Source organism: Mesorhizobium erdmanii USDA 3471, assembly GCF_000472705.1.
In the GTDB taxonomy this organism is placed as follows: Bacteria; Pseudomonadota; Alphaproteobacteria; order Rhizobiales; family Rhizobiaceae; genus Mesorhizobium; species Mesorhizobium erdmanii.
In genome coordinates, this window is the sequence record NZ_AXAE01000016.1 from 163805 (window position 1) to 187105 (window position 23301).

19 protein-coding genes, 1 tRNA gene and 2 pseudogenes are annotated in these 23301 nt (G+C 61.5%); 14 read left to right on the top strand and 8 right to left on the bottom strand.

Translation table 11 applies throughout. The annotated features are described in order from the left end of the window. Positions 1–171 precede the first annotated feature (171 nt). Together A3AU_RS0113840 and A3AU_RS0113845 are read left to right on the top strand one after the other, a co-directional pair. Positions 172–2202: a lytic transglycosylase domain-containing protein gene (locus tag A3AU_RS0113840; protein WP_027053370.1), complete on the top strand. Its 2031-nt coding sequence runs from the start codon at positions 172–174 to the stop codon at positions 2200–2202. Positions 2203–2412: 210 nt separating this feature from the next. Beyond that, positions 2413–3333: an alpha/beta fold hydrolase gene (locus A3AU_RS0113845; RefSeq protein WP_027053371.1), complete on the top strand. Its 921-nt coding sequence runs from the start codon at positions 2413–2415 to the stop codon at positions 3331–3333. Between the two features lie 188 nt (positions 3334–3521). Here A3AU_RS0113845 and A3AU_RS1000000140750 read toward each other — a convergent pair. The 4 genes and pseudogenes from A3AU_RS1000000140750 to A3AU_RS0113860 all read right to left on the bottom strand — a co-directional run. Then, a pseudogene (locus A3AU_RS1000000140750) lies at positions 3522–4347 on the bottom strand (tyrosine-type recombinase/integrase); the annotation flags it as partial. A gap of 329 nt (positions 4348–4676) precedes the next feature. Continuing rightward, on the bottom strand, positions 4677–5741 hold the full coding sequence (locus A3AU_RS0113855) for a porin (protein ID WP_027053372.1): 1065 nt from the start codon (positions 5739–5741) through the stop codon (positions 4677–4679). A 97-nt stretch (positions 5742–5838) separates the two neighbouring features. After that, a complete protein-coding gene (locus A3AU_RS01000000135395; protein WP_032917332.1) occupies positions 5839–6090 on the bottom strand; it encodes a GIY-YIG nuclease family protein in 252 nt (83 codons plus the stop codon). Between the two features lie 91 nt (positions 6091–6181). Next, positions 6182–6272, bottom strand: a tRNA-Ser gene (locus A3AU_RS0113860). A 449-nt stretch (positions 6273–6721) separates the two neighbouring features. Here A3AU_RS0113860 and A3AU_RS1000000136855 point away from each other — a divergent pair. Further along, positions 6722–7898: pseudogene (locus tag A3AU_RS1000000136855) on the top strand (porin). 405 nt (positions 7899–8303) lie between these two features. On the opposite strand, the gene A3AU_RS1000000136860 reads toward A3AU_RS1000000136855, so the two are convergent. Next, a complete protein-coding gene (locus tag A3AU_RS1000000136860) occupies positions 8304–9806 on the bottom strand; it encodes a tetratricopeptide repeat-containing sulfotransferase family protein (protein WP_245235482.1) in 1503 nt (500 codons plus the stop codon). A gap of 333 nt (positions 9807–10139) precedes the next feature. On the opposite strand from A3AU_RS1000000136860, the gene A3AU_RS0113875 reads away from it, so the two are divergent. Next, positions 10140–11252, top strand: coding sequence for a pyridoxal phosphate-dependent aminotransferase (locus A3AU_RS0113875; RefSeq protein ID WP_027053373.1), 1113 nt, complete (start codon positions 10140–10142; stop codon positions 11250–11252). Here the strand turns inward: A3AU_RS0113875 and A3AU_RS0113880 are convergent. Beyond that, positions 11249–11779: a MarR family transcriptional regulator gene (locus A3AU_RS0113880; protein ID WP_027053374.1), complete on the bottom strand. Its 531-nt coding sequence runs from the start codon at positions 11777–11779 to the stop codon at positions 11249–11251. The genes A3AU_RS0113875 and A3AU_RS0113880 overlap by 4 nt on opposite strands. A gap of 184 nt (positions 11780–11963) precedes the next feature. Here A3AU_RS0113880 and A3AU_RS0113885 point away from each other — a divergent pair, with 184 nt between their 5' ends. The 6 genes from A3AU_RS0113885 (at position 11964) to A3AU_RS0113910 (ending at position 18358) form a co-directional block, all read left to right on the top strand. Further along, positions 11964–12248 (top strand): acylphosphatase, encoded by a 285-nt coding sequence (locus A3AU_RS0113885; protein WP_027053375.1) that lies wholly within the window; start codon positions 11964–11966, stop codon positions 12246–12248. Positions 12249–12332: 84 nt separating this feature from the next. Beyond that, positions 12333–12992 carry a TetR/AcrR family transcriptional regulator gene (locus A3AU_RS0113890; protein WP_027053376.1) on the top strand — a complete coding sequence of 220 codons (660 nt, stop codon included), beginning with the start codon at positions 12333–12335 and terminating at the stop codon, positions 12990–12992. Between the two features lie 54 nt (positions 12993–13046). Continuing rightward, a complete protein-coding gene (locus tag A3AU_RS0113895) occupies positions 13047–14210 on the top strand; it encodes an isovaleryl-CoA dehydrogenase (RefSeq protein ID WP_027053377.1) in 1164 nt (387 codons plus the stop codon). Between the two features lies 1 nt (position 14211). Further along, a complete protein-coding gene (locus A3AU_RS0113900; protein ID WP_027053378.1) occupies positions 14212–15819 on the top strand; it encodes a carboxyl transferase domain-containing protein in 1608 nt (535 codons plus the stop codon). Positions 15820–15951: 132 nt separating this feature from the next. Beyond that, positions 15952–16326: a hypothetical protein gene (locus tag A3AU_RS0113905; RefSeq protein ID WP_027053379.1), complete on the top strand. Its 375-nt coding sequence runs from the start codon at positions 15952–15954 to the stop codon at positions 16324–16326. A gap of 49 nt (positions 16327–16375) precedes the next feature. Further along, the gene (locus A3AU_RS0113910) at positions 16376–18358 is read left to right on the top strand and encodes an acetyl/propionyl/methylcrotonyl-CoA carboxylase subunit alpha (protein WP_027053380.1); all 1983 of its coding nucleotides are present in this window, start codon (positions 16376–16378) and stop codon (positions 18356–18358) included. Positions 18359–18440: 82 nt separating this feature from the next. Here A3AU_RS0113910 and A3AU_RS0113915 read toward each other — a convergent pair whose 3' ends face one another. After that, entirely contained in the window at positions 18441–19562 is a 1122-nt protein-coding gene (locus A3AU_RS0113915) for a branched-chain amino acid ABC transporter substrate-binding protein (RefSeq protein ID WP_027053381.1), read from the bottom strand. 388 nt (positions 19563–19950) lie between these two features. Beyond that, positions 19951–20217, bottom strand: coding sequence for an SEL1-like repeat protein (locus A3AU_RS0113920; protein ID WP_010915070.1), 267 nt, complete (start codon positions 20215–20217; stop codon positions 19951–19953). 459 nt (positions 20218–20676) lie between these two features. On the opposite strand from A3AU_RS0113920, the gene A3AU_RS0113925 reads away from it, so the two are divergent. The 4 genes from A3AU_RS0113925 to A3AU_RS0113940 all read left to right on the top strand — a co-directional run bounded on the left by A3AU_RS0113925 (position 20677) and on the right by A3AU_RS0113940 (position 23196). Then, positions 20677–21018, top strand: coding sequence for a DUF2147 domain-containing protein (locus A3AU_RS0113925; protein ID WP_027053382.1), 342 nt, complete (start codon positions 20677–20679; stop codon positions 21016–21018). Positions 21019–21232: 214 nt separating this feature from the next. Continuing rightward, entirely contained in the window at positions 21233–21385 is a 153-nt protein-coding gene (locus A3AU_RS1000000139840; protein WP_167335237.1) for a hypothetical protein, read from the top strand. Between the two features lie 39 nt (positions 21386–21424). Continuing rightward, positions 21425–21619, top strand: coding sequence for a hypothetical protein (locus A3AU_RS0113935; RefSeq protein ID WP_027053383.1), 195 nt, complete (start codon positions 21425–21427; stop codon positions 21617–21619). Between the two features lie 116 nt (positions 21620–21735). Beyond that, on the top strand, positions 21736–23196 hold the full coding sequence (locus A3AU_RS0113940; protein WP_245235476.1) for an AMP nucleosidase: 1461 nt from the start codon (positions 21736–21738) through the stop codon (positions 23194–23196). The last annotated feature ends 105 nt before the right edge of the window (positions 23197–23301 follow it).

The window sequence follows — 23301 nt, forward strand, 5'->3', positions numbered from 1 at the left end:
GCGCACCATAGTCTCGACATGGTTGCGCGGCAAGCATTGGCATGATGCCAGCAAGCGCAATTCGAACGGCCTCGATAACTCTTTGTTTACGAGCCCTTCACGACCTAAGTTTAGGCTTCGAGGCATCTTCGCCTGCTGGTAGAATGCTCGACTGAGGAAAGACACCAGATCATGCCGACCAGTCGGCCCCACCTCTTCGCGCTGCTTGGCGCCATCGCCGCGCTGATGCCCGGTGTGGCGATCAGCGGTAGCGTCGATGCGCGGGTCACCTCGGCGATCCCGATGCCGAGCCCACAGGATAAGGTCCAGCAGGCCCCTCCGCCCAGCGTCGCGATGTTGAAGAGCGGGCTGGACGCTCTGGCGGCCGGCAATATTCCCACCGCCCGCAGTGTGCGCGATGCGCTTCCCGCTCAATCGCTCGACCAGCACATACTGGCTTGGGCGATCGCGCTTTACGGCGGTGACAAGGTTCCGAGCGGCGACATCGCCGCCGCCGCCAAGATGCTGCCCAACTGGCCCGGCACCGTCGCCTTGCGCAAGAACAGCGAGCGCGCGCTCTACCGCGAAAACCCCGCCCCCGACATCGTCATTGCGGCATTCGACGGCAGCCAGCCGCAGACGTTCGAAGGCGTCATGGTCCTTGCCCGCGCCTATGTGGCGACGGGCAACGTCAAGGCGGCACGCTCGGTGCTGTCGCCGTTCTGGCGCACCACGATCCTGGAAGCCAAGGACGAGACGACTCTGATCAAGGAATTCGGCGGCCTGATCCCTGCCGCCGATCACCGTTTTCGGATGGACCGCATGTTCTATGCCGATCGGGTGAACTCCGCGCTGCGCATTGCCGGCCTTGCCGGCACCCAGCAATTTGCCGAGGCATGGGCCGCGGCCGACAGAGGCGACAAGAATGCGTTGAAACTGCTGAAGGCCGTACCGGCATCCCAGCGGTCGGCCGGCTACTTCTTCGCGCAAGCCGAATATCTGCGCAAGCAGGAGGATTTTGCCGGTGCCGCCGCCGTCGTGATGAAGGCACCGACGGACCGCGAGGCCCTGGTCGATCCGGACGCCTGGTGGGTCGAGCGCCGGGTGCTGTCGCGCGAACTGGTCGACCAGGGCGACATGAAGACCGCCTACAAGATCGTCGCCACGCACGCCGCGGAAAGTGCTGCCAATGCGGCCGAGGCCGAATTCCATGCCGGCTGGTATGCGCTGCGCGGCCTGAACGACCCCAAGCTTGCCGCAACGCATTTTTCGCGCATTGCCGACCTTGCCCAGGGACCGATGACGTTGTCGCGCGCCTATTACTGGCTCGGCCGTGCGGCGGAAGTCGGCGGTCCGGGCAATGCCAAGGAGTATTTTGGCCGTGCAGCCGCCTATGGCACGACTTTTTACGGCCAACTTGCCGCCGAACGCGTCGGCCGGCAGGCGCTCAACATCGTCTACCCCTCGCCAAGTTCCGCCGACCGGCAGAATTTTGCCGGCCGCGAGGCTGTCAGCGCCATCAAGCGGCTTCAGGATGCCGGTTACGACCGCTATGCCGAGACACTCTATCGCGACCTCGCCGGGCAGTTGGCCAGCCCGGGCGAACTGGCGCTGCTCGCTGTCCTTGCCGAAAAGCAGGACAATCATTTCATGGCGCTGAAGATCGGCAAGATCGCCGGGGCACGCGGCATCGATGTCGGCGCGCTGTCGCACCCGCTCGGCGTCATCCCCGATTCGGCCAATATTTCCGGCTCGGGCAAGGCACTGGCCTATGCGATCGCCCGCCAGGAGAGCGAATTCAACGTTGGCGCCGTATCCAGTGCCGGCGCGCGCGGGCTGCTGCAGTTGATGCCGGGTACCGCCAGGCAACTGGCAAAGAAGGCCGGACTGCAGTTTTCGCAGGCGCGGCTGACCACCGACGCCGGCTATAATGCCACACTCGGTTCAGCCTTCCTCGGCGAGCAGCTCGACCGCTTCAACGGCTCCTACGTGCTGACCTTCGCCGGCTACAATGCCGGCCCCAACCGGGCCAGCCAATGGGTGGCCAAATACGGCGACCCGCGCGGCAAGGACATCGACGCGGTGGTCGACTGGATCGAGCGGATTCCCTACACGGAAACAAGAAGTTACGTACAGCGCGTGATGGAGAATTACGAGGTCTACAAGATGCGTATTTCCGGCAAATACGACATTGTCGGCGACCTCGTGAACGGGCGCAGCTGATGCTCTTCCTCTCCCTTTATCTGGACCGGAGACATCGCGCTTTTGTCCTCGAACGGCATCCCGCCCCCCTCGTTGCGCAACATGCAAAACTGCTCGCGATGTCCTCGCACACCTCCGGTCCAAACAAGGGAAAGAAGGGAGGCGCGTTCATTTGACGATCCTTCTCCTCGCCTGTAGCTGTCGGACCGATCCAGCAAGGGCGGCACTCAGATGGCGAGCGACGACGGTTTCTCCGACTTTTTCTACACTGCGCCTGACGGGCTCAAGCTCCACGCCCGCGTCTATGGCGAAGCGAATTCCGGACACTGGCCTGTCGTCTGCCTGCCTGGCCTGACCCGCAACGCGCGGGATTTTCACGAGCTGGCAGTTTATCTTTCGACGCGATCCGCGATGCCGCGCAAGGTGGTCGCCTTCGACTATCGCGGACGCGGACGGTCGGCCTACGATCCAGATGTCAGCCACTATAATGTCGGTGTCGAGGCCGGCGACATTCTTGCCGGGCTGGCCGCACTCGATATCGCGGAGGCGGCTTTCATCGGCACCTCACGCGGCGGGCTGATCATCCATGTGCTCGGTGCGCTACGACCGGCCGCGCTGAGGGCCATTGTCCTCAATGACATCGGCCCGGTGATCGAACCGGCCGGCCTCGCTCACATCCAGTCCTATCTCGAACGCACGCCGAAGCCGAAAACGTTCGCCGAGGTGGTGGCTGCCCAGCGCAGCATTCATGGCAAGGATTTTCCCGCGCTCACCGACCTCGACTGGACACGAATGGTGGGGGCGCTCTATCGCGAGACGGATCAAGGGCTGTTGCCGGATTTCGATCCCAAACTGGTCGACACGGTGGCCGGTCTCGACCTGTCGCAGCCGTTGCCGGCGCTGTGGCCGCAGTTCGACGTACTGGCGGCCATTCCCTTGCTCACCATCTGCGGCGCCAATTCGAGACTGCTGTCCGCGGAAACCATGCGGCAAATGCGAGAGCACCATCCGGCAATGGAAGCGATCACGGTCGAGGGCCAGGGCCACGCGCCGTTCCTCGAAACCGGCAACTTGCCCGGTGATATCGCGGACTTTCTCGCTCGCGCGGAAGGACAGGGGGGCCTAAGGAAGAAGGCTGGCGATCGGTCTTGATCACCAGCCTTCTTGTTCATTCGACCTATCTACCGGGATTTTGAGCTTCTCCGGGCGGCCTTAGGCGGCGACGTCTCTTCGCCCTGATCGCTCTTCTTTTCGTGCCTGTGCGCCTTTTTCTGCCGGGTTGGCCTCGGTGCAGGTGAGGCAAGTGCCGAATCGCTATCGGCCGCGCTGGCACGAGGTGTCTCGAGCACGATAACGCAGCCATCGAGATCATTGGTGGCCAGATGCGCGTAGCGCATGGTCATCGACAGCGTCTGATGGCCGAGCCACATCTGCACGCGCCTTATGTCGATGCCGCCCTGGACAAGACGCGAGGCGCAGGTATGACGCAGGATGTGCGGAACGACCTGGTCGTCAGCGGCGAGTCCGACTTCGGCTTTCGCCTCGTTCCAGATGGCACGGTACTGAGCCTTTAGTGAACGGGCCCTTGGGCCGGCGTCCTTCGGCCGGAGGCAGCTTGATGACTTCCTTGACCCGTTCGGTCATCGGAATGGTGCGGCTGCGGCCGGATTTGGTGATCCAGAAGGAGACGCGGTGTTCCTGGATGTCGTTCCAGATCAGACCGAGCGCCTCGCCAAGGCGGCATCCGGTGTCGACCAGGAATACGGAAAGCCTGTAGGCATCCTCGCTGCGGCTTCTTATGGCAGAAAACAGCCTCGCCTCTTCCTCCCTCTCGAGGAAACGAATCCGTCCCGCCCGCTCTTTCTGGCGGCGGAACTCGGGCAGGCTGTGGATATCTCCCATCTTGTAAGCCTTGCGCAGCAGTTTGCTGAGGGCAGCCATCTTTCGATTGATGGTTGCGTTGCTGTTGCCGCGCTGGCGCAAGGTGCCGATAAGGTTGTCCAGGGTACTCTGGTCAAAGACGCTGAAACGCTCCCCAAGGAGAATTTCATCTATCTCGCCGATGAACGAGCTGACATTGTATTTATGCCGCCCATCATCCCACAGTATGTCTCGATAAGCTGAAAAAAGCTCTCCAACCTTATACGACCTTACTTCTCTAATCTTGTTATACGTATATTTAATTTTCGAACTGTGATAAGAAAACATCGAAAACTGATCAGAAGAGTACCCCTCTTGGATCGCTTCGTTGGTCATGGTTCATCACTCCCCCGAGCGGATAGATCAGCCCTACCTGCTTGGAAGCGTCCTTTCAAGAGATTTGATCACGAAGTTGTGATCTCACTCGCCAATGGCGGGCCCCACGAGATCAACCCTACGGACCTGTTCAGCTACCGATTCCCCCTTTCCATCTTCTGCGGTGACCCAGTCACGAAACAAATACAGCCCAGGCGTTTGCGCGCCCGGGCTGGATTGCACCTGTAGAGTACCAGCCCTTAGAAGGAGCGCTGGAAGCGGAGGATACCGCCGACACCGTCAACCTTGGCCGGGCGGAAGTCACCCGCAGCCTTGTTGAAGTAGTCGATTTCGGCGGTGACCGTGAAGCCAGGAACGATGTCGTAAGCCACGTTCGCGGCCAGACCGAAGGTCTTGCCTTCGTCATACGAGGCCTGGACGTTGAACGAGGTCTTCTCGTTGAACTTGTAGGAACCGCCGCCCCAGATCGCCCAGTTACCGTCCCACAACTTGTAGAAGTTGTGAACAGTGTTCGAGTCCGAACCATAGCCGCCGATGACGAACAGCGACAGTTCGTTGGTGGCATTCACATCCAAGCGAACCTTACCAGCCCACTCTTCTGCATTGCTTTCATAGGCAACCACGCCGGTGATCGCACCCCAACCCTGGGTGTACTTCACGCCGCCGACGATGTGCGGAACGTAGCTGTCGATCGTGTAAACATCAGCGCCATCTTCGAGCGAGACGACCGCCGAGAAGCCATTGCCAGCGTCAAAGTAGTACTGAACGACGTTGGTGTCGAACGAGCCGTAAGGAACGAGCGTATCGTCGATGACGTTGCCAGCATAACCGATGAACGTATCGAAAGCCGATTCGTCTTTACCGACACGCAGGCCACCAAGCTGGATCCAGGCGAAGTTCAGCGATGTCGAGCTACCCGCCTCAGAATCCCAGCCGTCCTTAAAGTTGAAGCGGGTCTCGGTGTAAGTCTTCAAGGTGCCGAGTTCGGTTTCCTGTCCGGTCCAGGTCTTCAGCGTAAAGCGAGCCTGCTTGTGATACGTGTCGTGGGTTCCATCACCCAGCGTATCCGGCACATTGGTATGACCTTCGCGGCCACCCACGCCGATGTCATAGCGGACATAGCCGCCGATGCGCAGGCAGGTCTCGGTGCCGGGGATGTAGAAATAGCCAGCGCCGTAGACGTCGCAGATCTTGACGTATTCAGCGGGTTCCGGCTCGGCGACGACGACGGCGTCGGCGGCGCGCGCACCGGAAACTGCGATCAGCGCCGCAGCGGAGCCGAGAAGAAGGCTCTTGATGTTCATTTTCTGACCTCCAGTCAGAATCGAACGTGGAGGTTAGAAAAAAGCAGATCGAATGGCAGTTTTACGTTTTATCTCAAATAGATAGCATAGAGGGTAGTCAGTGGGGCTCAGTTCGGCAAAATCGCTTGTTCGCAAAAGCTTTGCCCGATCCGGTCTTGAAATACCGCTCTAGCTGCCGTGCGTTGGCCTCGGCTTCGACCGCGATATACGTCTTCAAGGCGACAGACAGATCAGCCTTGGTCGAAGTCACATAGCCTGATTGATGCGATTCGAACCGGCGTCGAAGATCGTTTGTCGACCCGACATAGACGTCACCATCGTGGAGTTGCAGGAAATAAACGTACCACATAGTCCCCCTGCGCCACTTCGTAGCTTCGGGCGACACCCCACGCTCTTAGCGCTTCGGGTGGCCTGCCACCCGAAGCCCGCAGGGCGTAGGGTGGCGGAGAGGATGGGATTCGAACCCACGAGAAGCTTTTGACCTCTACTCCCTTAGCAGGGGAGCGCCTTCGACCACTCGGCCACCTCTCCGTTGCGCCGCTGGATAAAGAAAAGCGCCGGCACAATCAACAAGCCCGCGCCATTATATGGAAAAATAACAGGCGCGCCGAACCGCGCCTTTCCCGGGTGGGGCGGTTCTGCGGCAAATCCCTGGCTAATGACTGGCAGCCTCGCCTTGATTCCGTCAGCCGGTTGCCGGATTCGGCCGGAAACAAGCGCTTGCGGCGGCCGAATGGTTAACGAGAGCTTTCTGAGTGAGCCAAAATCGTGTCATTTGTGCAATAACGCTGGGGGATAGCAGCCGAACAGCCCTTTCGCCGGTACGATCGTTGTTGAACGCCGCCGGCTATGGGTAATGTCGGTTTCGAGGAAGCGGCGCGGTGCGCATCTTTTTCGGTAGTGGGGATGGGGCAGGGAACGCTGTCCTTCAGCAAAGAATACCCAGACCCGTTTTTTAACTTTTGACTGGAGGTCAGAAAATGAACATCAAGAGCCTTCTTCTCGGCTCCGCTGCGGCCCTGATCGCAGTTTCCGGTGCGCGCGCCGCCGACGCCGTCGTCGTCGCCGAGCCGGAACCCGCTGAATACGTCAAGATCTGCGACGTCTACGGCGCCGGCTACTTCTACATCCCCGGCACCGAAACCTGCCTGCGCATCGGCGGCTATGTCCGTTATGACATCGGCGTGGGTGATATCGGCTCGTTCGATGGCGCGCGTACCTTTGACGTGCAGAGCGGCAAGGACCAGGCCACCTTTGAAAAGAACGCCCGCTTCACGCTGAAGACCTGGACCGGCCAGGAAACCGAGCTCGGTACGTTGAAGACCTATACCGAGACACGCTTCAACTTCGGCAACAACAACGGCTATGGCGCCACCACCTTTGGCGATAGGACCGTCAACTCCGCGCACAACAAGGGCGTTTCGCTGAACTTCGCCTGGATCCAGCTCGGTGGTCTCCGCGTAGGTTAAGGACGAATCGGCGTTCGATACGTTCATCGGCTACGCAGGCAACGTCATCCAGGATACGATCGTTCCCTACGGCAACTTCGACACGAACGTGGTCCAGTACTACTTCGACGCCGGCAACGGCTTCTCGGCCGTGGTCTCGCTCGAAGAGGGCTCGGGCGCGGTTGGTACGATCGACAGCTATGTTCCGCATGTCGTCGGCGGCGTGAAGTACACGCAGGGTTGGGGCGCCATCACCGGCGTTGTCGCTTACGACAGCAACTACGAATCGGTGGCCGGCAAGGCCCGCTTGGACGTGAATGTGTCCAGTGCACTGTCGCTGTTCATCATGGGCGGCTACGGCTCTGACGGCAAGCTCAACGACGACTCGACCAACTTTGTCGCTGCTCACGGTCGCGGCTTCTACAAGCAGTGGGGCGGCAACTGGGCGTTCTGGGCTGGCGGCACGTATAAGTTCAACGAAAAGACCTCGTTCAACCTTCAGGTTTCGGGTGATCAGCTCAAGAACTACGGCGTGGCAGCTAACATCGCCTATGACGTCGTTCCCGGCTTCACCGTTACGGCGGAAGTTGATTACGACCACTATGGCAAGTTCGGTGATGTCACCACCGACCCGTCCAATGTCGACTGGACCGGTGCCGCCAAGAAAAACAGCGTCGGCGGTATCCTCCGCTTCCAGCGCTCGTTCTAACAGACTTCGCTTCGGCGAAAACCGGAACCCGGCGGGCAACCGCCGGGTTTTTCTTTTCCGTTGGCAGGGTCCCTAGGTGCCGTCGCACAATGCTGCATTTGGGCATCCGCCCAACGTAGTCATCCTCGGCCTAGCAAAGCGTAGCGAAGGCACAAGGATTCCATGCGGCCGTTACCCCAGCCGAAGAACGCAGCCGAGCAGAAGTCCGCACCCAGCCGCACAAGCCCGAGGAGGACGAACTGACAGGCGCGTCGGCCGATCTTCATGCAGTAGGATTTTGCCACGCAAGCATTTTACCAAACTTGGCGCCGCAAGAGGAAGTCCCAGAGGACGGAGCGAAGGCGAGTGACCACCGAGGTTAAATACATGAACTTAGGAAAGCCGGCGTAGGCTAGAATGTTCCGGTCAAAGCTCAGCAAGATCGCCCAACGAATCAATTAACGGCTGGATCTCACTTCCGTAATTCTTCCATCGCCTCACGGATGACTTGTATATCGGTTGACGAACCTGCCACCTGCTGTAGGTATTTACCGAGCTATCCCTCTCAAAAAAACGCAGACAGGCATCGTCCCAGAGCAGTCCGAGATAATCCATGAGCCGGCGAGACTGCTCCTCCTGATTTTCGATCAGCGTCTCATAGCAATTTTCGAAAATACGTCCGGGGAAAACCCTCTGCCAATGGCGCATCAAGCGATCATATTCCCTGTAGTAAAGTCCCAGCGTTTGAAGATCGGCACTGTAGCTGTGGGCTTTACTGAATTGCAGGACGAAGCAGGAGATGCAATTGTCAATGGCATCGCGGCGGCAATGAATGATACGCGCATTGGGGAAGAGAAGGAAGATGAGGCCGATCAGCTCGAAGTTGTGAGGCATCTTGTCGACTATACGAACGGCATCTGGTGCTCGCTCCCGCAGATAGGCAAGATGCTCCTCGGCTAAAGCCCTGGCCAGATCGTCAGTATTGTCGCTATCAATTCGCCGATGTTCACGCCGAAGCGGTTGCCGAGGCCAATACCCCATCGCTATTCGTCTAAGCTTGCTGAGCTCGCCCGCGCCATGGACATCGGGATGGCTGGCACAAATCTGCTCCGTCAGCGTCGTGCCCGAGCGAGGCATGCCGACAACGAATACCGGCACCTCCGAGGAATTGCCATAAGCGGCCATTGACGCCATCAGTTCCGGCGTGAACGTTTCGATCATGGCATCGACCCAACGACGGTAGTTTTCCAAGTCGAATTTATGACCGGTAGCTTGATTTGCCTTCTTGAAGTGCTCCATCGCCTCCTTGTAGCGACCAATGTCATTGAGCACTTTCCCGGCCGCGTGATGAAGCGCTGCCGCACTCTCCGACCCGTGATCCGGGTCTCGAAGCTCTGCCAGGATTGCTGCGAGTTCCGGCGGCTCTTCCCTGTATTTCCGCGTATGTACAAGTGCGTTATACGCAGCCGGTAAAGAGATGCGCCGTTCTATCGCATTTTTCAGATGAACCGCCGCTTCGTCCATACGTCCGAGGCCTGAAAGTGCGTGGGACAGCCCCATCCGGGCCGAAGAATGATCTGGCGCGAGTTTCAGCGCCTTCTCGAACAGCGGTAGCGCCATTTCCGCCTTGTCGAACGCGTTGTACGCATCACCCAAGGAGCACAGCGCTTCTACCAGATCCGGCTTGATGGCCAAGGCGTACTCAATGTGCCGGATCGCAGGCGAAAACTCGCTCACCTTGAGATAGGCTTCCCCCAAGCTAAGGTGGTAAAAGGGGTTACGAGGCTCTGCTCGCACCGCTCGAGCAAAATACCGCAAAGCCTTTTCGTCATCGAACCCGAGCCCCATCGTCCCCAGCATATACAGCGCTAGCGGATGTTCGGGCGTCCGCGCCAGAACCGTGAGGCAAAGTTCCTCGGCTTCGGGCAGTTGTTCGGCCTACCGCAGTTCCAGGGCCTGCCTCAACAGCATGTCGTCAGCATGCGTGCGGGACATGGCGATCGTTGGCGGTTGGGCTTTCGGAAGCGCGGCTGTCAGCGATACAGCCTTCTTCGCCGATTGGGTCTTGAGGTGCTTTGCCCAAGCGGGCGGCAGTCGGTTGCTCATCCTGTCTCGCTAGCAAAAGGGTGCGGGAGAATCCAGCAAATCCGACGTGATGCCGGCTTTCCAGGCACGCCACATTCCCTGCCGGCGGCTCCTCCGAGCTTGCGCCAGCCATCTGGTCACGCTAGCAAGAAGTCCCTTTCCACGCGAGCTTCCGCCATGCGTCCGCGCCCTCCCCTCTCCCCGCTCATCGCAGCGCTGCCCTCGACCGTGCCGTTTGTCGGCCCGGAAGCGCAGGAGCGCGAACGCGGGCGGGCTTTTCGCGCCCGCATCGGTGCCAATGAGAGCAGTTTTGGTCCTTCGCCGCGCGTCATCGCCCGCATGGAGAGTGTCGCGCGCGACCAATGGATGTATTGCGATCCCGACAATTTCGATCTGAAGGTCGCGGCTGCCGCGCATCACGACGTGGCCGTCGAGAACGTCGTTGTCGGCGAAGGCATCGACGGCCTGCTCAGCCTGGTCGCGCGCATGTATGTGGCGCCCGGCGATGCCGTGGTCACCTCGCTCGGCGCCTATCCGACCTTCAACTTCCATATCGCCGGCGTCGGCGGGCGGCTGGTGACCGTCGCTTACGAGAACGATCGCGAGAGCCTGGATGGTTTGCTCGCGGCGGCCGTCAGGGAAAAGGCACCTCTGGTCTATCTGTCCAACCCGGACAACCCGATGGGCAGTTGGTGGGAAGCGGGCGAAATCATCCGCTTCATCGAGGCGCTGCCGGAGACCACGATGCTGGTGCTCGACGAGGCCTATGGCGAACTGGGTCCGGCCTCGGCCCTGCCGCCGATCGATATTTCCCGGCCGAATGTCATCCGCATGCGAACCTTTTCAAAGGCTTATGGGCTTGCCGGCATACGCTGCGGCTATGCCGTAGCGGAGGCGGAAGTGATCCGCGACTTCGAAAAAATCCGCAACCATTACGGCGTCAGCCGCATGGCGCAGATTGCCGGCGTCGAGGCACTCGCCGACCAGGCCTATCTCGAGACGGTGGTGGCGCGGGTGGCTGCCGGGCGCCGGCGCATCGCTGAGATCGCCCAGCAGAACGGTTTGACGCCGCTGGCCTCCGCAACCAATTTCGTCACCATCGATTGCGGCCAAGACGGCGCCTTCGCGTTGAAGATACTGCAGGGGCTGTTGTCGCGCGACGTGTTCATCCGCAAGCCGATGGCGCCGGGGCTCGACCGCTGCATCCGCGTCAGCGTCGGCCTCGACCACGAGCTGGATATTTTTGCCGAGGAACTGCCTGGCGCGCTGGCGGCGGCGCGGGGGAACTAGGCTATTTCGGAGCGCTCAGATGCTGGCGCTCCGCCCAGCAACTGCCTGGCGCGCGCCAATATATCCGACAACTCGGCGGCTTCCTCGTCGCCCAGATCCGCAGTCAGGCGGGCGACATCGCGATCCGCGGCCGCCTGGAGTGCGGCGAGCGCAGCCTGACCGCGTAAGGTAAGGGCGAGGAGACGCCGGCGCGAAGCATCGGGGCCGGCACGCGCGTCTATCAGGCCGGCGGCAGAGAATTTTCGAAGGATTCTCATGATGTAGGCCGGATCCAGCCGGAGTTCCCGGGCGATATCGGACACGGCTGGTGCGAAATCGATTTGAAGCGCCCGCGCCAGAAAGCCTGCCGGACCGCCAGGATTGGCGGCAAAATGGCCAGGTCGTCGGCCCAGTTCGAACAGCACCCGCGCCTCGGTCAGCGTGTAGGCGCTGTGCGTCAAGGTCTCGTCGAGCAGCCCGATCAGGCCGGTATAGAACCGGTTGAAGCCACGGATATTGCTGACCAAAGCTTTCCGATCTTCTGGCATGTCAGACGCCCAGGAAGGTTGCCACGTGCCGGATCATCGCAAAAAAGTTGACTTAGTCAATTATTTTTTGGGGCGAGCCAGCTATTCACGCACACACCTAGCTAGCTCATATTCGATACCCTCCCCCCCTCATGCCGGTTGCCTTCGCTCGATCCTGCGCCAGACTCTATGCAAGGAGCGCGCCATGAACGATCGGAAAAGGGCGGTGCAGGCCCGCGTATACGGCAAGGTGCAGGGCGTCGGCTACAGGATCTGGGCGCGAGGCGAGGCGACGGGATTTGGGCTGGTGGGCTGGGTGCGCAACGAGAGAGACGGTTCTGTAACGGCATGGCTTGCCGGCGCCGACGCCGCGGTTTCCGTCATGATCGAACGTCTTTGGCAAGGCCCGCAGGGCGCTTCGGTCGCACGGATCGATGTCGACGAGATCGAGACCTGGACCGCGCCTGGCGACTTCAGGGTCGTCGCTTAAGCGCATTCGCGCCACTTGAATTCGACGGGCACCCTTGAATTAATTGAACGTTCGTTTTATTATCCTCGCCCTAACGAGGCTGGTATGGCGCGCACCACGGGATCCGACGGCGAACGAACCGAAGCGGCTGTCCGCGAAGCGGCGGTCAACCTGATCGCGCGCTACGGCTACGAGGCAATGTCGATGCGCCAGCTGGCCTCCGAGGTCGGCGTGCAGGCGGCCGCGCTCTACCGCTATTTCCCGACCAAGGAAGACCTGCTGTTCACCCTGATGCGCGAGCACATGCAGGGGCTTCGCGAGGCCTGGGAACGCATCAAGCCAACCGGCGCCGATCCGACGCAGCAGCTTGCGGCCTATCTGCGCAATCACATCGCTTTCCACATCGAGCGCCGGCACGCCACGCACGTCTCGAACATGGAGTTGCGCAGCCTGTCGCCCGACAGGCTGACACAGATCCTGCGCATGCGCACGGCCTATGAGAAGGAACTGCGCGGCATCCTGCGTGATGGCGCCGAAGCGGGTATCTTCAACGTCGAGGACACCGGCCTGACGGCCATGGCGCTGATCCAGATGATGACCGGCGTCATCGTGTGGTTCCGGCCCGGCGAGCGGCTTTCGGTCCCTGAAGTAACGGCGACATATCTTTCAATGACAATGCGGCTCGTCGGCGCGAAGATCGCTGACAGCGCCGCGCGTCCATCGGACGCACAAAGGACGCTGTCCCACTTTAGTTTTCGCGCATGATCCCTTCCGAAAATCGAAGTCGATTTTCGGGGTCATGCGCCACGGAGGAAAAGCATGTACACGAACACGCTCAGCTTCGGGCATGACGAGGATATCGAGGCGCTGCGCGATCTGGTGCGGCGCTTCGCACAGGACAAAATCGCGCCGATCGCCGGTGATATCGATCGACAAAACGAATTTCCGGCACATCTGTGGCGCGAGCTCGGCGGGCTCGGCCTGCTCGGCATCACCGCCGATCCCGATTTCGGCGGCAGCGGCATGGGCTATCTCGCCCACGTGATCGCGGTGGAAGAGATTTCCCGCGCCTCGGCTTCGGTCGGCCTCTCCTACGGCGCCCATTCCAACCTGTGCGTCAACCAGATCAACCGCTGGGCTACGCCGGCGCAGAAGGAGAAATTCCTGCCGCCGCTCTGCTCGGGCGAACGCGTCGGCGCGCTGGCGATGTCGGAATCCGGCGCCGGCTCCGACGTCGTCTCGCTCAAGCTGCGCGCCGAAAAGCGCAATGACCGCTATGTGCTCAACGGCACCAAGATGTGGATCACCAACGGGCCGGACGCCGACACGCTGGTCGTCTACGCCAAGACCGATCCGGAGCGGAAGTCGCGCGGCATCACCGCCTTCATCGTCGAGAAGGCGATGACAGGGTTCTCCGTGGCGCAAAAACTCGACAAGCTCGGCATGCGCGGCTCCAACACCGGGGAGTTGGTATTCGCAGATGTCGAAGTGCCGTTCGACAATGTGCTGCATGAGGAAGGGCGCGGCGTCGAGGTGCTGATGTCGGGCCTCGACTATGAGCGCACCGTGCTTGCCGGCGGCCCGATCGGCCTGATGGCCGCGTGCCTCGACGTGGCGATCCCCTACGTCCACGAACGCAAGCAGTTCGGCCAGCCGATCGGCGAGTTCCAGCTCGTGCAAGGCAAGCTGGCCGACATGTACACGGTGATGAACGCCGCGCGCGCCTATGTCTATGCCGTCGCCGCCGCCTGTGATCGCGGCCAGACCACCCGCAAGGACGCCGCCGGCTGCGTGCTGTTTGCCGCCGAAAAGGCAACGCAGATGGCGCTCGACGCCCTCCAACTGCTTGGCGGCAACGGCTATATCAACGACTATCCGACCGGCCGGCTGTTGCGCGATGCCAAGCTTTACGAAATCGGCGCCGGCACGAGCGAAATCCGGCGCTGGCTTATCGGCCGCGAGATCATGGCGGAGGGGGTATAGAATGGCCATCTTGCAGACCCAGATCTCCCCCTCCTCAGACACCTTTCGCGCCAACGCCGAGCGGATGCGCGCGCTGGTGGCCGACATCGCCGAAAAGGCCGCGAGCGTCGAGCGCGGCGGCTCGGACGAGGCGCGCGAGCGCCACATTTCGCGCGGCAAGCTGCTGCCGCGCGAGCGCCTGGCGCAATTGCTCGACACCGGCTCGCCCTTCCTCGAGATCGGCCAGTTTGCGGCGTGGTCGATGTATGGCGAGGAGATTTCCTCGGCCGGCATGATCGCCGGCGTTGGCCGTGTCGAAGGCACCGAGGTGATGGTCGTCGTCAACGATGCCACGGTGAAGGGAGGCACCTACTACCCGCTGACGGTGAAGAAGCATCTGCGCGCGCAAGAGATCGCGCTGCAGAACAATCTGCCCTGCATCTATCTGGTCGACAGCGGCGGCGCCAACCTGCCCAACCAGGACGAGGTGTTTCCCGATCGCGAGCATTTCGGCCGCATCTTCTACAACCAGGCCAACATGTCGGCCGCCGGCATTCCACAGATCGCCTGCGTCATGGGTTCCTGCACCGCGGGCGGCGCCTACGTGCCGGCGATGTCGGACGAGACGATCATGGTGCGCAACCAGGCGACCATTTTTCTCGGCGGACCGCCGCTGGTGAAGGCGGCCACCGGCGAGGACGTCAGTGCCGAGGATCTGGGCGGGGCGGACGTCCACACAAGGCTTTCCGGCGTTGCCGACCATTATGCGATGGATGACGAACATGCGCTCGCCATCTGCCGCCGCATCGTCAAAAACCTGAATCGGAACAAGACCGTAAGTCTAAACTTACAAAAATCGATTCCACCACTTCATCCGGAGGATGAGCTTTACGGCGTGGTGCCGACCGACCTGCGTCAGCCCTATGATGTGCGCGAGGTGATCGCGCGCCTCGCCGACGGATCCGAATTCGACGAGTTCAAGCAGAATTACGGCACCACGCTGATCACCGGCTTTGCCCATCTCCACGGCATGCCGGTCGGTATCATCGCCAACAATGGCGTGCTGTTTTCCGAAAGCGCGCTGAAGGGCGCGCATTTCATCGAGCTGTGCTGCCAGCGCCGGATTCCGCTGGTATTCCTGCAGAACATCACCGGCTTCATGGTCGGCAGGAAATACGAGGCCGGCGGCATCGCCAAGGACGGCGCCAAGCTGGTGATGGCGGTTGCCACCGCGAGAGTACCGAAAGTGACGGTCATCATCGGCGGTTCGTTCGGTGCCGGCAATTATGGCATGTGCGGCCGGGCCTATTCGCCGCGCTTCCTGTGGATGTGGCCGAATGCGCGCATCTCGGTGATGGGCGGCGAGCAGGCGGCGACCGTGCTCGCCATGGTCAAGCGCGAAGGCATCGAGCGCAAAGGGGGCGAATGGAGCGCCGACGAGGAAGCGAAATTCAGGAAGCCGATCCTGATGAAATACGAGCATGAGGGCCATCCGCTCTACTCGTCCGCCCGCCTGTGGGATGACGGCATCATCGATCCGGCCAAGACGCGCGAAGTTCTGGCGCTCAGCCTGTCCGCCACGCTAAACGCCGAGACCGGGGAGACACGCTTCGGCGTGTTCAGGATGTGACGATGACCGCCATGGATGAGATCGTCCGCCCGCTCACAAAATTGCGAGCCGCCTTCGCAGTACTGGCGGCGACGGAGGATATTCGCTACGGCTTATGCTTTGGCGGCACCGTGCAATGGGGATTGGGTGGAAATGAAACTGCAATATTTTCCGAAGGCATTCGCCTCAATACTTGCCGCACTTCTTATATTCTCGGCATCCGGCGCGGGCGCGGGCGTATCCCTGGCGGGAAGCGAAGGGGACAGGCGTTTCCCACCGTCTTTGAACGGCGACCCGAAGTCGCCATGCACCAAGGCATACAAAGCCTATGTCGCGGCCAGCGGCCATTCGGCCTACGCCACCACGCCGTATTCAAGAGTGGTCTCGCTCTACATCCTGTGCGGCGCGCGGCTGAATGCACCGTCGCAAAAGGTGGAGGAAGAACTGGCGATGAAATCCTGCCAGGCCACGCGCGCGCACTACAAGGTGACGAATGGCGGCGGCTGCGAGATCGCGGCGTCGAAGTAAGCAGGCGCCTGCCGAACTGGTGCCGCTTGCCGCGAAACGGGGAGGCTCCATGTTCAGCAAAATCCTGATCGCCAATCGGGGCGAGATCGCCTGCCGCGTCATCCGCACGGCCCGCAAGCTCGGCGTGCGCACCGTCGCCGTCTATTCGGACGCCGACGCGAAATCCCCGCATGTCGAGATGGCCGACGAAGCTGTCCATATCGGCCCCTCGCCTGTCGGCGAAAGCTATCTGCGTGGCGACAAGATCGTCGCGGCGGCGCTTTCGACGGGGGCGCAGGCCATCCATCCCGGTTACGGCTTCCTGTCGGAGAATCCAGATTTCGTCGACCAGGTGGTGGCGGCAGGGCTCACCTTCATCGGCCCGTCGGCGGCCTCGATCCGCGCCATGGGCCTGAAGGACGCCGCCAAGCGGTTGATGGAGAAAGCCGGCGTTCCGGTCGTGCCGGGCTATCATGGCGAGGCGCAGGAGATCGTCCTGCTTGCGTCCAAGGCGCGCGAGATCGGCTATCCCGTACTGATCAAGGCGCGCGCCGGCGGCGGCGGCAAGGGCATGCGGCGCGTCGAGCATCCCGATGATTTCTCCGAGGCGCTGTCCAGCGCCCGGCGCGAGGCAAAGGCCGCCTTCGGCGACGACCGCGTGCTGGTCGAGAAATATGTCGACAAGCCGCGGCACATCGAAGTGCAGGTATTCGGCGACAATTTCGGCAATGCGGTGCATCTCTACGAACGCGACTGCTCGGCGCAACGCCGCCACCAGAAGGTGATCGAGGAAGCCCCCGCCCCCGGCATGACACCGGCGCTGCGCAAGGCGATGACGGAGGCGGCCGTGAAGGCCGCCAGGGCGATCAATTATTCCGGCGCCGGCACCATCGAATTCATCGTCGATGCCTCGCAAGGCCTCAAGGCCGACCGCTTCTGGTTCCTGGAAATGAACACGCGCCTGCAGGTCGAGCATCCCGTCACCGAGATGGTTACCGGCACCGATCTGGTCGAATGGCAGTTGCGGATCGCCAGCGGCGAGAAGCTGCCGAAGACACAGAGCGAGATCGCGCTTGCCGGCCATGCCTTCGAAGCACGCATCTATGCGGAGGACGCGGCGAAAGGCTTCCTGCCGGCGACGGGCACGCTGCATCATCTGAAATTTCCGGATTCGGCCCCCGACGCGGCGATGATTCGCATCGAGACCGGCGTCCGTGCCGGCGATGCCATCTCGCCCTATTACGATCCGATGATCGCCAAGCTGGTCGTCCACGCGAAGGACAGGCAGGCGGCGCTGGATGCCCTCGGCGCGGCGCTGTCGCAGACCGAGATCGCCGGCTCCACCGTCAACACTGCTTTTCTTGCCGCGCTTGCCGCCGATCCGGACTTTTGTGCCGGTGACGTCGACACCGGGTTGATAGCCAGACACCAGGAGGCGCTGACCAGCGTCGCGCCGCCCACCAGCGAAATCATCTCGGCAGCCGCCCTTGCCGCTTCCGGCGCAGGAGCTTTGCCGCCATCGAACGACCCATGGTCTTCGCTTTCCGGCTACGCGCATTTCCACGGCGTGGCGCGGCGCACGCGGCTGAAGTTCGGCGAGACCGATATACTGGCAAAGGTTTCGGCACGGGCGGACGGACGCTTTCAGGTGACGCTCGATGCACCCTTTGATAGCGCCAATTCGCATGATTTTCGCGCCGTTCCCCGCCTTGCCCGCTGGCCGGGCCACATCACGGTCTTCGAAGGCGCAGTCGGTTATACATTCGCGGTACCAGACCCGCTGGCCAGGAGCGATGACGCGTCGGCCGCCTCCGGCAGCCTGCGCGCGCCGATGCCGGGCCTGGTCAAGCTGGTGCGTGTGGCCAAGGGCGATGCGGTGACGAAGGGACAAGCCCTGCTGATCCTCGAGGCCATGAAGATGGAGCACACCATCGCCGCACCGCATGACGGGGTGATTGCCGAGATAGCCACGGAAGGTGCGCAGGTCACCGACGGGACGGTGCTAGTACGGTTCGTCGAGGAACCGAGCGCTCCGACCGCCGCCGCAGGCTGACAAACGGAGCGCGTCCCGGCCCGCAAACAAAAATGGCCGAGGCGAACCCCGGCCATTTTCCCTGGATTATCTCAGCCCGAGATTACTGCGCGATCGGCGCGTACTTGCCGTCATGCCACTGGTTGATGTCGTAGCTGGCGTTCCTGAGGTCGCCCTTTTCGTCGAAGGTGACATCGCCGACAACAGTGCTGATCGGCGTGCCGTTCTTCAATGCCTCGGCAACCTTGGCCGGATCGTCGCTGCCGGCGCGCTTGATGCCTTCGGCGAAAGCCTGGACCACGGCGTAGGAGAACAGCGTGAAGCCTTCCGGCACGAAGCCGCCGGCCTTGATCTTCTCGACAGCGGCCTTGGCCTCCGGCTTTGCCTGCGGGTCCGACGGGAAGACGAACATGGTGCCTTCGCCGGCCGGACCGGCAACCTGCCAGAATTCCGGCGAAGCGATCGAATCCGGCATGATCAGCTGGAACTTGAAGTTCTGTTCAGCCGACTGACGCAGGATCAGGCCGGCCTCGGGATGGTAGCCGCCGAAATAGACGACGTCGGCCTTCAGATCCTTGAGCTTGGTGACGAGCGCCGAATAGTCCTTTTCGCCGGGATTGATGGCGTCATAGTAGACTTCCTTGAGGCCACCGGCATTCATTGTCGCCCTGACGGCATCAGCCACGCCCTGGCCGTAGGCGCTCTTGTCGTGCAGGATGACGACGGTCTTGCCGGCATACTTCTTGGCGATCCACGGGCCGATGAAGGCGCCCTGTGCATCGTCACGCGTGTAAAGACGCATGATGGTCGGCCAGCCGGCCTTGGCGGCCGCGTCGGTCAGCACCGGGTTCGAGGACGCCGGGCTCATCATCAGCGAACCGGCTTCGGCATAGACGGCCGAAGCCGGAATGCTCGAGCCCGAACAGGCGTGACCGTCGATGAACTTGGTGCCGTTGGCGACGATGCGGTTGGCGACCGACACGGCCTGCTTGGGATCGCACTGGTCGTCCTCGATGTCGAGCTTGATCATCGAGCCGTTGACGCCGCCCGCGGCGTTGATGGCGTCGGCGGCGGCTTGCGCGCCCTGCTTGAACTGATCGCCGATGGTGGCGAGCTGTCCGGTCATCGGGCCGACCACGGAAACGGTGATGTCACCGGCAAATGCGACCGGCGCACTCATCATCAGGCCGAAAATGGCCGCGCCCAAAATACTCATTTTTTTCATGGCAATAGAACTCCTCCACTCACGCGCGGCCGCCCCGGCCGCGCTTCTTTCCAGAGAGGCGGGACAATTTCATCCTTCGTTGGGCCTGTCTAGGCGCATCGGCACCACTCGATTGGGCCTGCAAAGCCCTATTCACGCGAAAAAGCCACGCCAGCCTTGTTCCGGCCGGTCGTGGCTTTTTTGCCTGTCGGGCTGTTTCCCCCGGCGCCCCCGCGCCGCGAAACCCGCCGTCGCCTTCCCTGTCTTCCCTGCCATCCGGCTTGGCCTGTCCGGCTGCCGTATTCTTATTTTTGATGGCCCGTGGCCTGGCTGTCTGCGCAGCCTTATCCCTGTCTTTTGGTCCGACCGTCTGGAGCGGCCTTGGCCTAGTGTCCGCGTTTGACGGAACTCAGTGCATGGTCATCCATTCGCGGGCTTCGCGCAGCGCCTTGGCGATCTCGACCTTCGACATGGCCGCCGAAAGTTCCGAGCGCAGTTCCGCGGCGCGGGCCGAACCCTTGATGGCGGCGATGTTGAACCATTTGTGGGCGGCAACGACGTCGGTCTCGCAGTCGCGGCCGGTCGCATACATCATGCCCAGTTCGAAAAGAATGTCGGCCTGGGCAGTTGCCCCCATGGCGCCGAAACCTGCTTCAAGCATTTCAAAACGTGCCATTTTAGTCCCCTGTCTGGCTCCCGAGAGCTGCCTCCGTGTGTCTTGTCCGGGCCGCTCTTTCGATGCTTTCGAGAATGCCGGCGAGGCTTGAATCCGTCGTTAAATGGCGTGCTTAATTTGAGGAAAACAAAGCTAAAACAAGAGGTAAACGCCGAAATTCGTTAAGGATACGAAGCCAGCAATTCGGCTGGTTTTCGCCAAATTTGACGAAAATTTTCCTGGCCGGAATCAACACTCCGCTAACCACGGGAAACAAACCCGATGCGCCGATCATTTTCATTTCCTCCGCGACAAGGCGGATTCTCTTTGTCGACGAGGCACATTCAGGCCCTTTCAAAATCCCAAAGTCTTCCGTTGCGGCACCGCTTTCGTTTTGTCGGGAGCTGGATTAGCTTACGTTTGCGTAAGCGGCAGACCGGCGAGGCGGAGAATTCGGCCGGCTATCCAAGGGAGCAAGACATGTTTCGAAAAGTGAGCCTGGCTCTTGCAGCCACGTTGATCATGGCGGGAACGGCGTTGGCCGATCCGATCGAAGGCAACTGGAAGACGCAAGCCGGCGACACCGCGGCCATTTCGGGCGGCGGCTCGTTTTCCATCACGTTAAAGTCCGGCAAGTATGCCGGCAAGACCATCGGCTCGCTCACGGCGGCCGGCGACAACAAATACACCGGCAACATCACCGATCCGGCGAACGACAAGACCTATTCGGGCAAGGCGACATTGTCAGGCGCCTCGCTGAAGATGAGCGGTTGCGTGCTCGGCGGACTGATCTGCAAGAGCCAAACCTGGCACAAGCTATGATCGACCTATCCTTCTGACATGACGACGGGGCCTGACGGGCCCCGTTTTCGTTTCGGACGTCGAGCACGGGTGCGATTGCCCTGCCGCGGGTGGCCGCACACGACGACCCCGTCATATCCCGTCAACCAATTTGAACCGCAGATGAACGCCTGCATCAGAGCCGGTTCAGAGGCACCAGGGCATTCTCCCGCACATTGAAGGAGACACGGACCCAATGCTTGCTCGCCGCTTCACCATCGTCTGCCTGCTGATGAGCCTGTTTGGAATGTTCTTCGCCATCCTCGTCGCCGAAGCGGGCCGTTCGCCCCGCACCTGGGACGACGCCAGTTCCTGCCAATTCGGTTGCGTGAACCATTTCCGCCGCTGAAGCGACAAAGACACAGACGCAAAGAGAAAAGCAAAAGCCATGGACCGCATCGCCGCCAACACCCTCAAGACCCTCCGGCTCCTGCCGCGGGCGGCGCTGATCCTGATGCTGCTGGCGGCTCCGGTTCTGGCGGTGCCGATGATGCGCGCCGATACCGGCTCGACGATCGAGGCGCCGGCCCTTAAGCAGACCGGCGTGGGTTTCGTTCTGCTGGTCAGCCTGCAGCGCGGATAAAGAAAAATGGCGCTTTGGGCGCCTTCGACGGCGACACCCCTCCCAACCGCCTGTCCAAGTCTCTATATTGAGCCATGGAAAAGCGAATCTATCCCCAAGCTATCGAATCAGTCGTCATGCCGGAGCCTTTTGGCCGGCAAAGCTTCGACAATGCCGAAAAAGCCGTCGCGGCCCTGCAGGCGCTTTACGACCGCAACACCAAGTTCCTGCGCGATTCCTTCGCCGCGCTGGCCGCCGGTGGCGACAGCAGCAAACGCTACCGCGCCTTCTATCCCGAGATCGGCGTCACCACGAGTTCCTTTACCCAGGTCGACTCGCGGCAAGCCTATGGCCATATGCCGACGCCCGGCCATTTCGCCACCACGATCACACAGCCGTTGCTGTTCGAGAGCTACCTTATCGAACAGTTGCGCCTGATCATGCGCAATCACGGCGTCGCGGTCACGGTTTCGGAATCGACCACGCCCATTCCGCTGCATTTCGCCTTCCTGGAAGGAACTTACGTCGACGGGGCCGCCGCGGAGCGCATCAAGCGGCCGATCCGCGACCTGTTCGATGTGCCCGATCTCGACGGCACCGACGACCAGATTGCCAACGGCACGTTCGAAGTGGCCTTCGGCGAACCAAGACCGCTGGCACCGTTCACGGCGCAGCGCATCGACTATTCACTGCACCGCATGGCGCACTATACCGCGACCAGCCCGCAGCATTTCCAGAACTTCGTGCTGTTCACCAACTACCAGTTCTACATCGACGAGTTCGTCGCCCGCGCCCGCGACCTGATGGACAAGGGCGGCGGCGGATACGCAGAATTCGTCGAGCCGGGCAACGTCGTAACGAAAGCCGGACAGAGCGCCCCCAGCGAAGGCGTTGGGCCCCAGCGCCTGCCGCAGATGCCGGCCTATCATCTGAAGAAGCCGGACCATGGCGGCATCACCATGGTCAACATCGGTGTCGGCCCTTCCAACGCCAAGACGATCACCGATCATATCGCCGTGCTGAGGCCGCACGCGTGGGTGATGCTTGGCCACTGCGCCGGGCTGCGCAATACCCAGGCACTCGGCGACTATGTGCTGGCGCACGCCTATGTGCGCGAGGATCACGTGCTCGACGACGACCTTCCGGTCTGGGTGCCGATCCCGCCGCTGGCCGAGATCCAGGTGGCGCTGCAGGAAGCGGTCGCCGAAGTCACCGGCCTGTCCGGCTACGATTTGAAGCGCATCATGCGCACCGGTACGGTCGCCACCATCGACAACCGCAACTGGGAACTGCGCGACCAGCGCGGACCGGTGCAACGTCTGTCACAGTCGCGCGCCATCGCGCTCGACATGGAATCGGCGACGATTGCCGCCAACGGCTTCCGTTTCCGGGTACCTTACGGCACGCTGCTGTGCGTTTCCGACAAGCCACTGCATGGCGAGTTGAAACTGCCCGGCATGGCGACCGAGTTCTACAAGCGGCAGGTGGCACAGCACCTGACCATCGGTATCAGGGCGATGGAGAAGCTGGCCGAGATGCCGATGGAGCGGCTGCATTCGCGCAAGCTCCGGAGCTTTTCGGAGACAGCGTTCCAGTAGCGGCCGTCATGCCCTGGTGAGGCGAATTACCGTCTTGCTCAGGCCGCATTTTGGCCGATAAGCAGATCGAACGGATCGTCAGGCGGCATTCGGCAAACACGACCT

Excerpts from the sequence above, each read along its gene's own strand:
- A3AU_RS0113840 (WP_027053370.1), top strand. The coding sequence starts at position 172 with ATGCCGACCAGTCGGCCCCACCTCTTCGCGCTGCTTGGCGCCATCGCC.
- A3AU_RS0113845 (WP_027053371.1), top strand. The coding sequence starts at position 2,413 with ATGGCGAGCGACGACGGTTTCTCCGACTTTTTCTACACTGCGCCTGAC.
- A3AU_RS0113855 (WP_027053372.1), bottom strand. The coding sequence starts at position 5,741 with ATGAACATCAAGAGCCTTCTTCTCGGCTCCGCTGCGGCGCTGATCGCA.
- A3AU_RS01000000135395 (WP_032917332.1), bottom strand. The coding sequence starts at position 6,090 with ATGTGGTACGTTTATTTCCTGCAACTCCACGATGGTGACGTCTATGTC.
- A3AU_RS0113875 (WP_027053373.1), top strand. The coding sequence starts at position 10,140 with ATGCGTCCGCGCCCTCCCCTCTCCCCGCTCATCGCAGCGCTGCCCTCG.
- A3AU_RS0113880 (WP_027053374.1), bottom strand. The coding sequence starts at position 11,779 with ATGCCAGAAGATCGGAAAGCTTTGGTCAGCAATATCCGTGGCTTCAAC.
- A3AU_RS0113885 (WP_027053375.1), top strand. The coding sequence starts at position 11,964 with ATGAACGATCGGAAAAGGGCGGTGCAGGCCCGCGTATACGGCAAGGTG.
- A3AU_RS0113890 (WP_027053376.1), top strand. The coding sequence starts at position 12,333 with ATGGCGCGCACCACGGGATCCGACGGCGAACGAACCGAAGCGGCTGTC.
- A3AU_RS0113895 (WP_027053377.1), top strand. The coding sequence starts at position 13,047 with ATGTACACGAACACGCTCAGCTTCGGGCATGACGAGGATATCGAGGCG.
- A3AU_RS0113900 (WP_027053378.1), top strand. The coding sequence starts at position 14,212 with ATGGCCATCTTGCAGACCCAGATCTCCCCCTCCTCAGACACCTTTCGC.
- A3AU_RS0113905 (WP_027053379.1), top strand. The coding sequence starts at position 15,952 with ATGAAACTGCAATATTTTCCGAAGGCATTCGCCTCAATACTTGCCGCA.
- A3AU_RS0113910 (WP_027053380.1), top strand. The coding sequence starts at position 16,376 with ATGTTCAGCAAAATCCTGATCGCCAATCGGGGCGAGATCGCCTGCCGC.
- A3AU_RS0113915 (WP_027053381.1), bottom strand. The coding sequence starts at position 19,562 with ATGAAAAAAATGAGTATTTTGGGCGCGGCCATTTTCGGCCTGATGATG.
- A3AU_RS0113920 (WP_010915070.1), bottom strand. The coding sequence starts at position 20,217 with ATGGCACGTTTTGAAATGCTTGAAGCAGGTTTCGGCGCCATGGGGGCA.
- A3AU_RS0113925 (WP_027053382.1), top strand. The coding sequence starts at position 20,677 with ATGTTTCGAAAAGTGAGCCTGGCTCTTGCAGCCACGTTGATCATGGCG.
- A3AU_RS1000000139840 (WP_167335237.1), top strand. The coding sequence starts at position 21,233 with ATGCTTGCTCGCCGCTTCACCATCGTCTGCCTGCTGATGAGCCTGTTT.
- A3AU_RS0113935 (WP_027053383.1), top strand. The coding sequence starts at position 21,425 with ATGGACCGCATCGCCGCCAACACCCTCAAGACCCTCCGGCTCCTGCCG.
- A3AU_RS0113940 (WP_245235476.1), top strand. The coding sequence starts at position 21,736 with ATGCCGGAGCCTTTTGGCCGGCAAAGCTTCGACAATGCCGAAAAAGCC.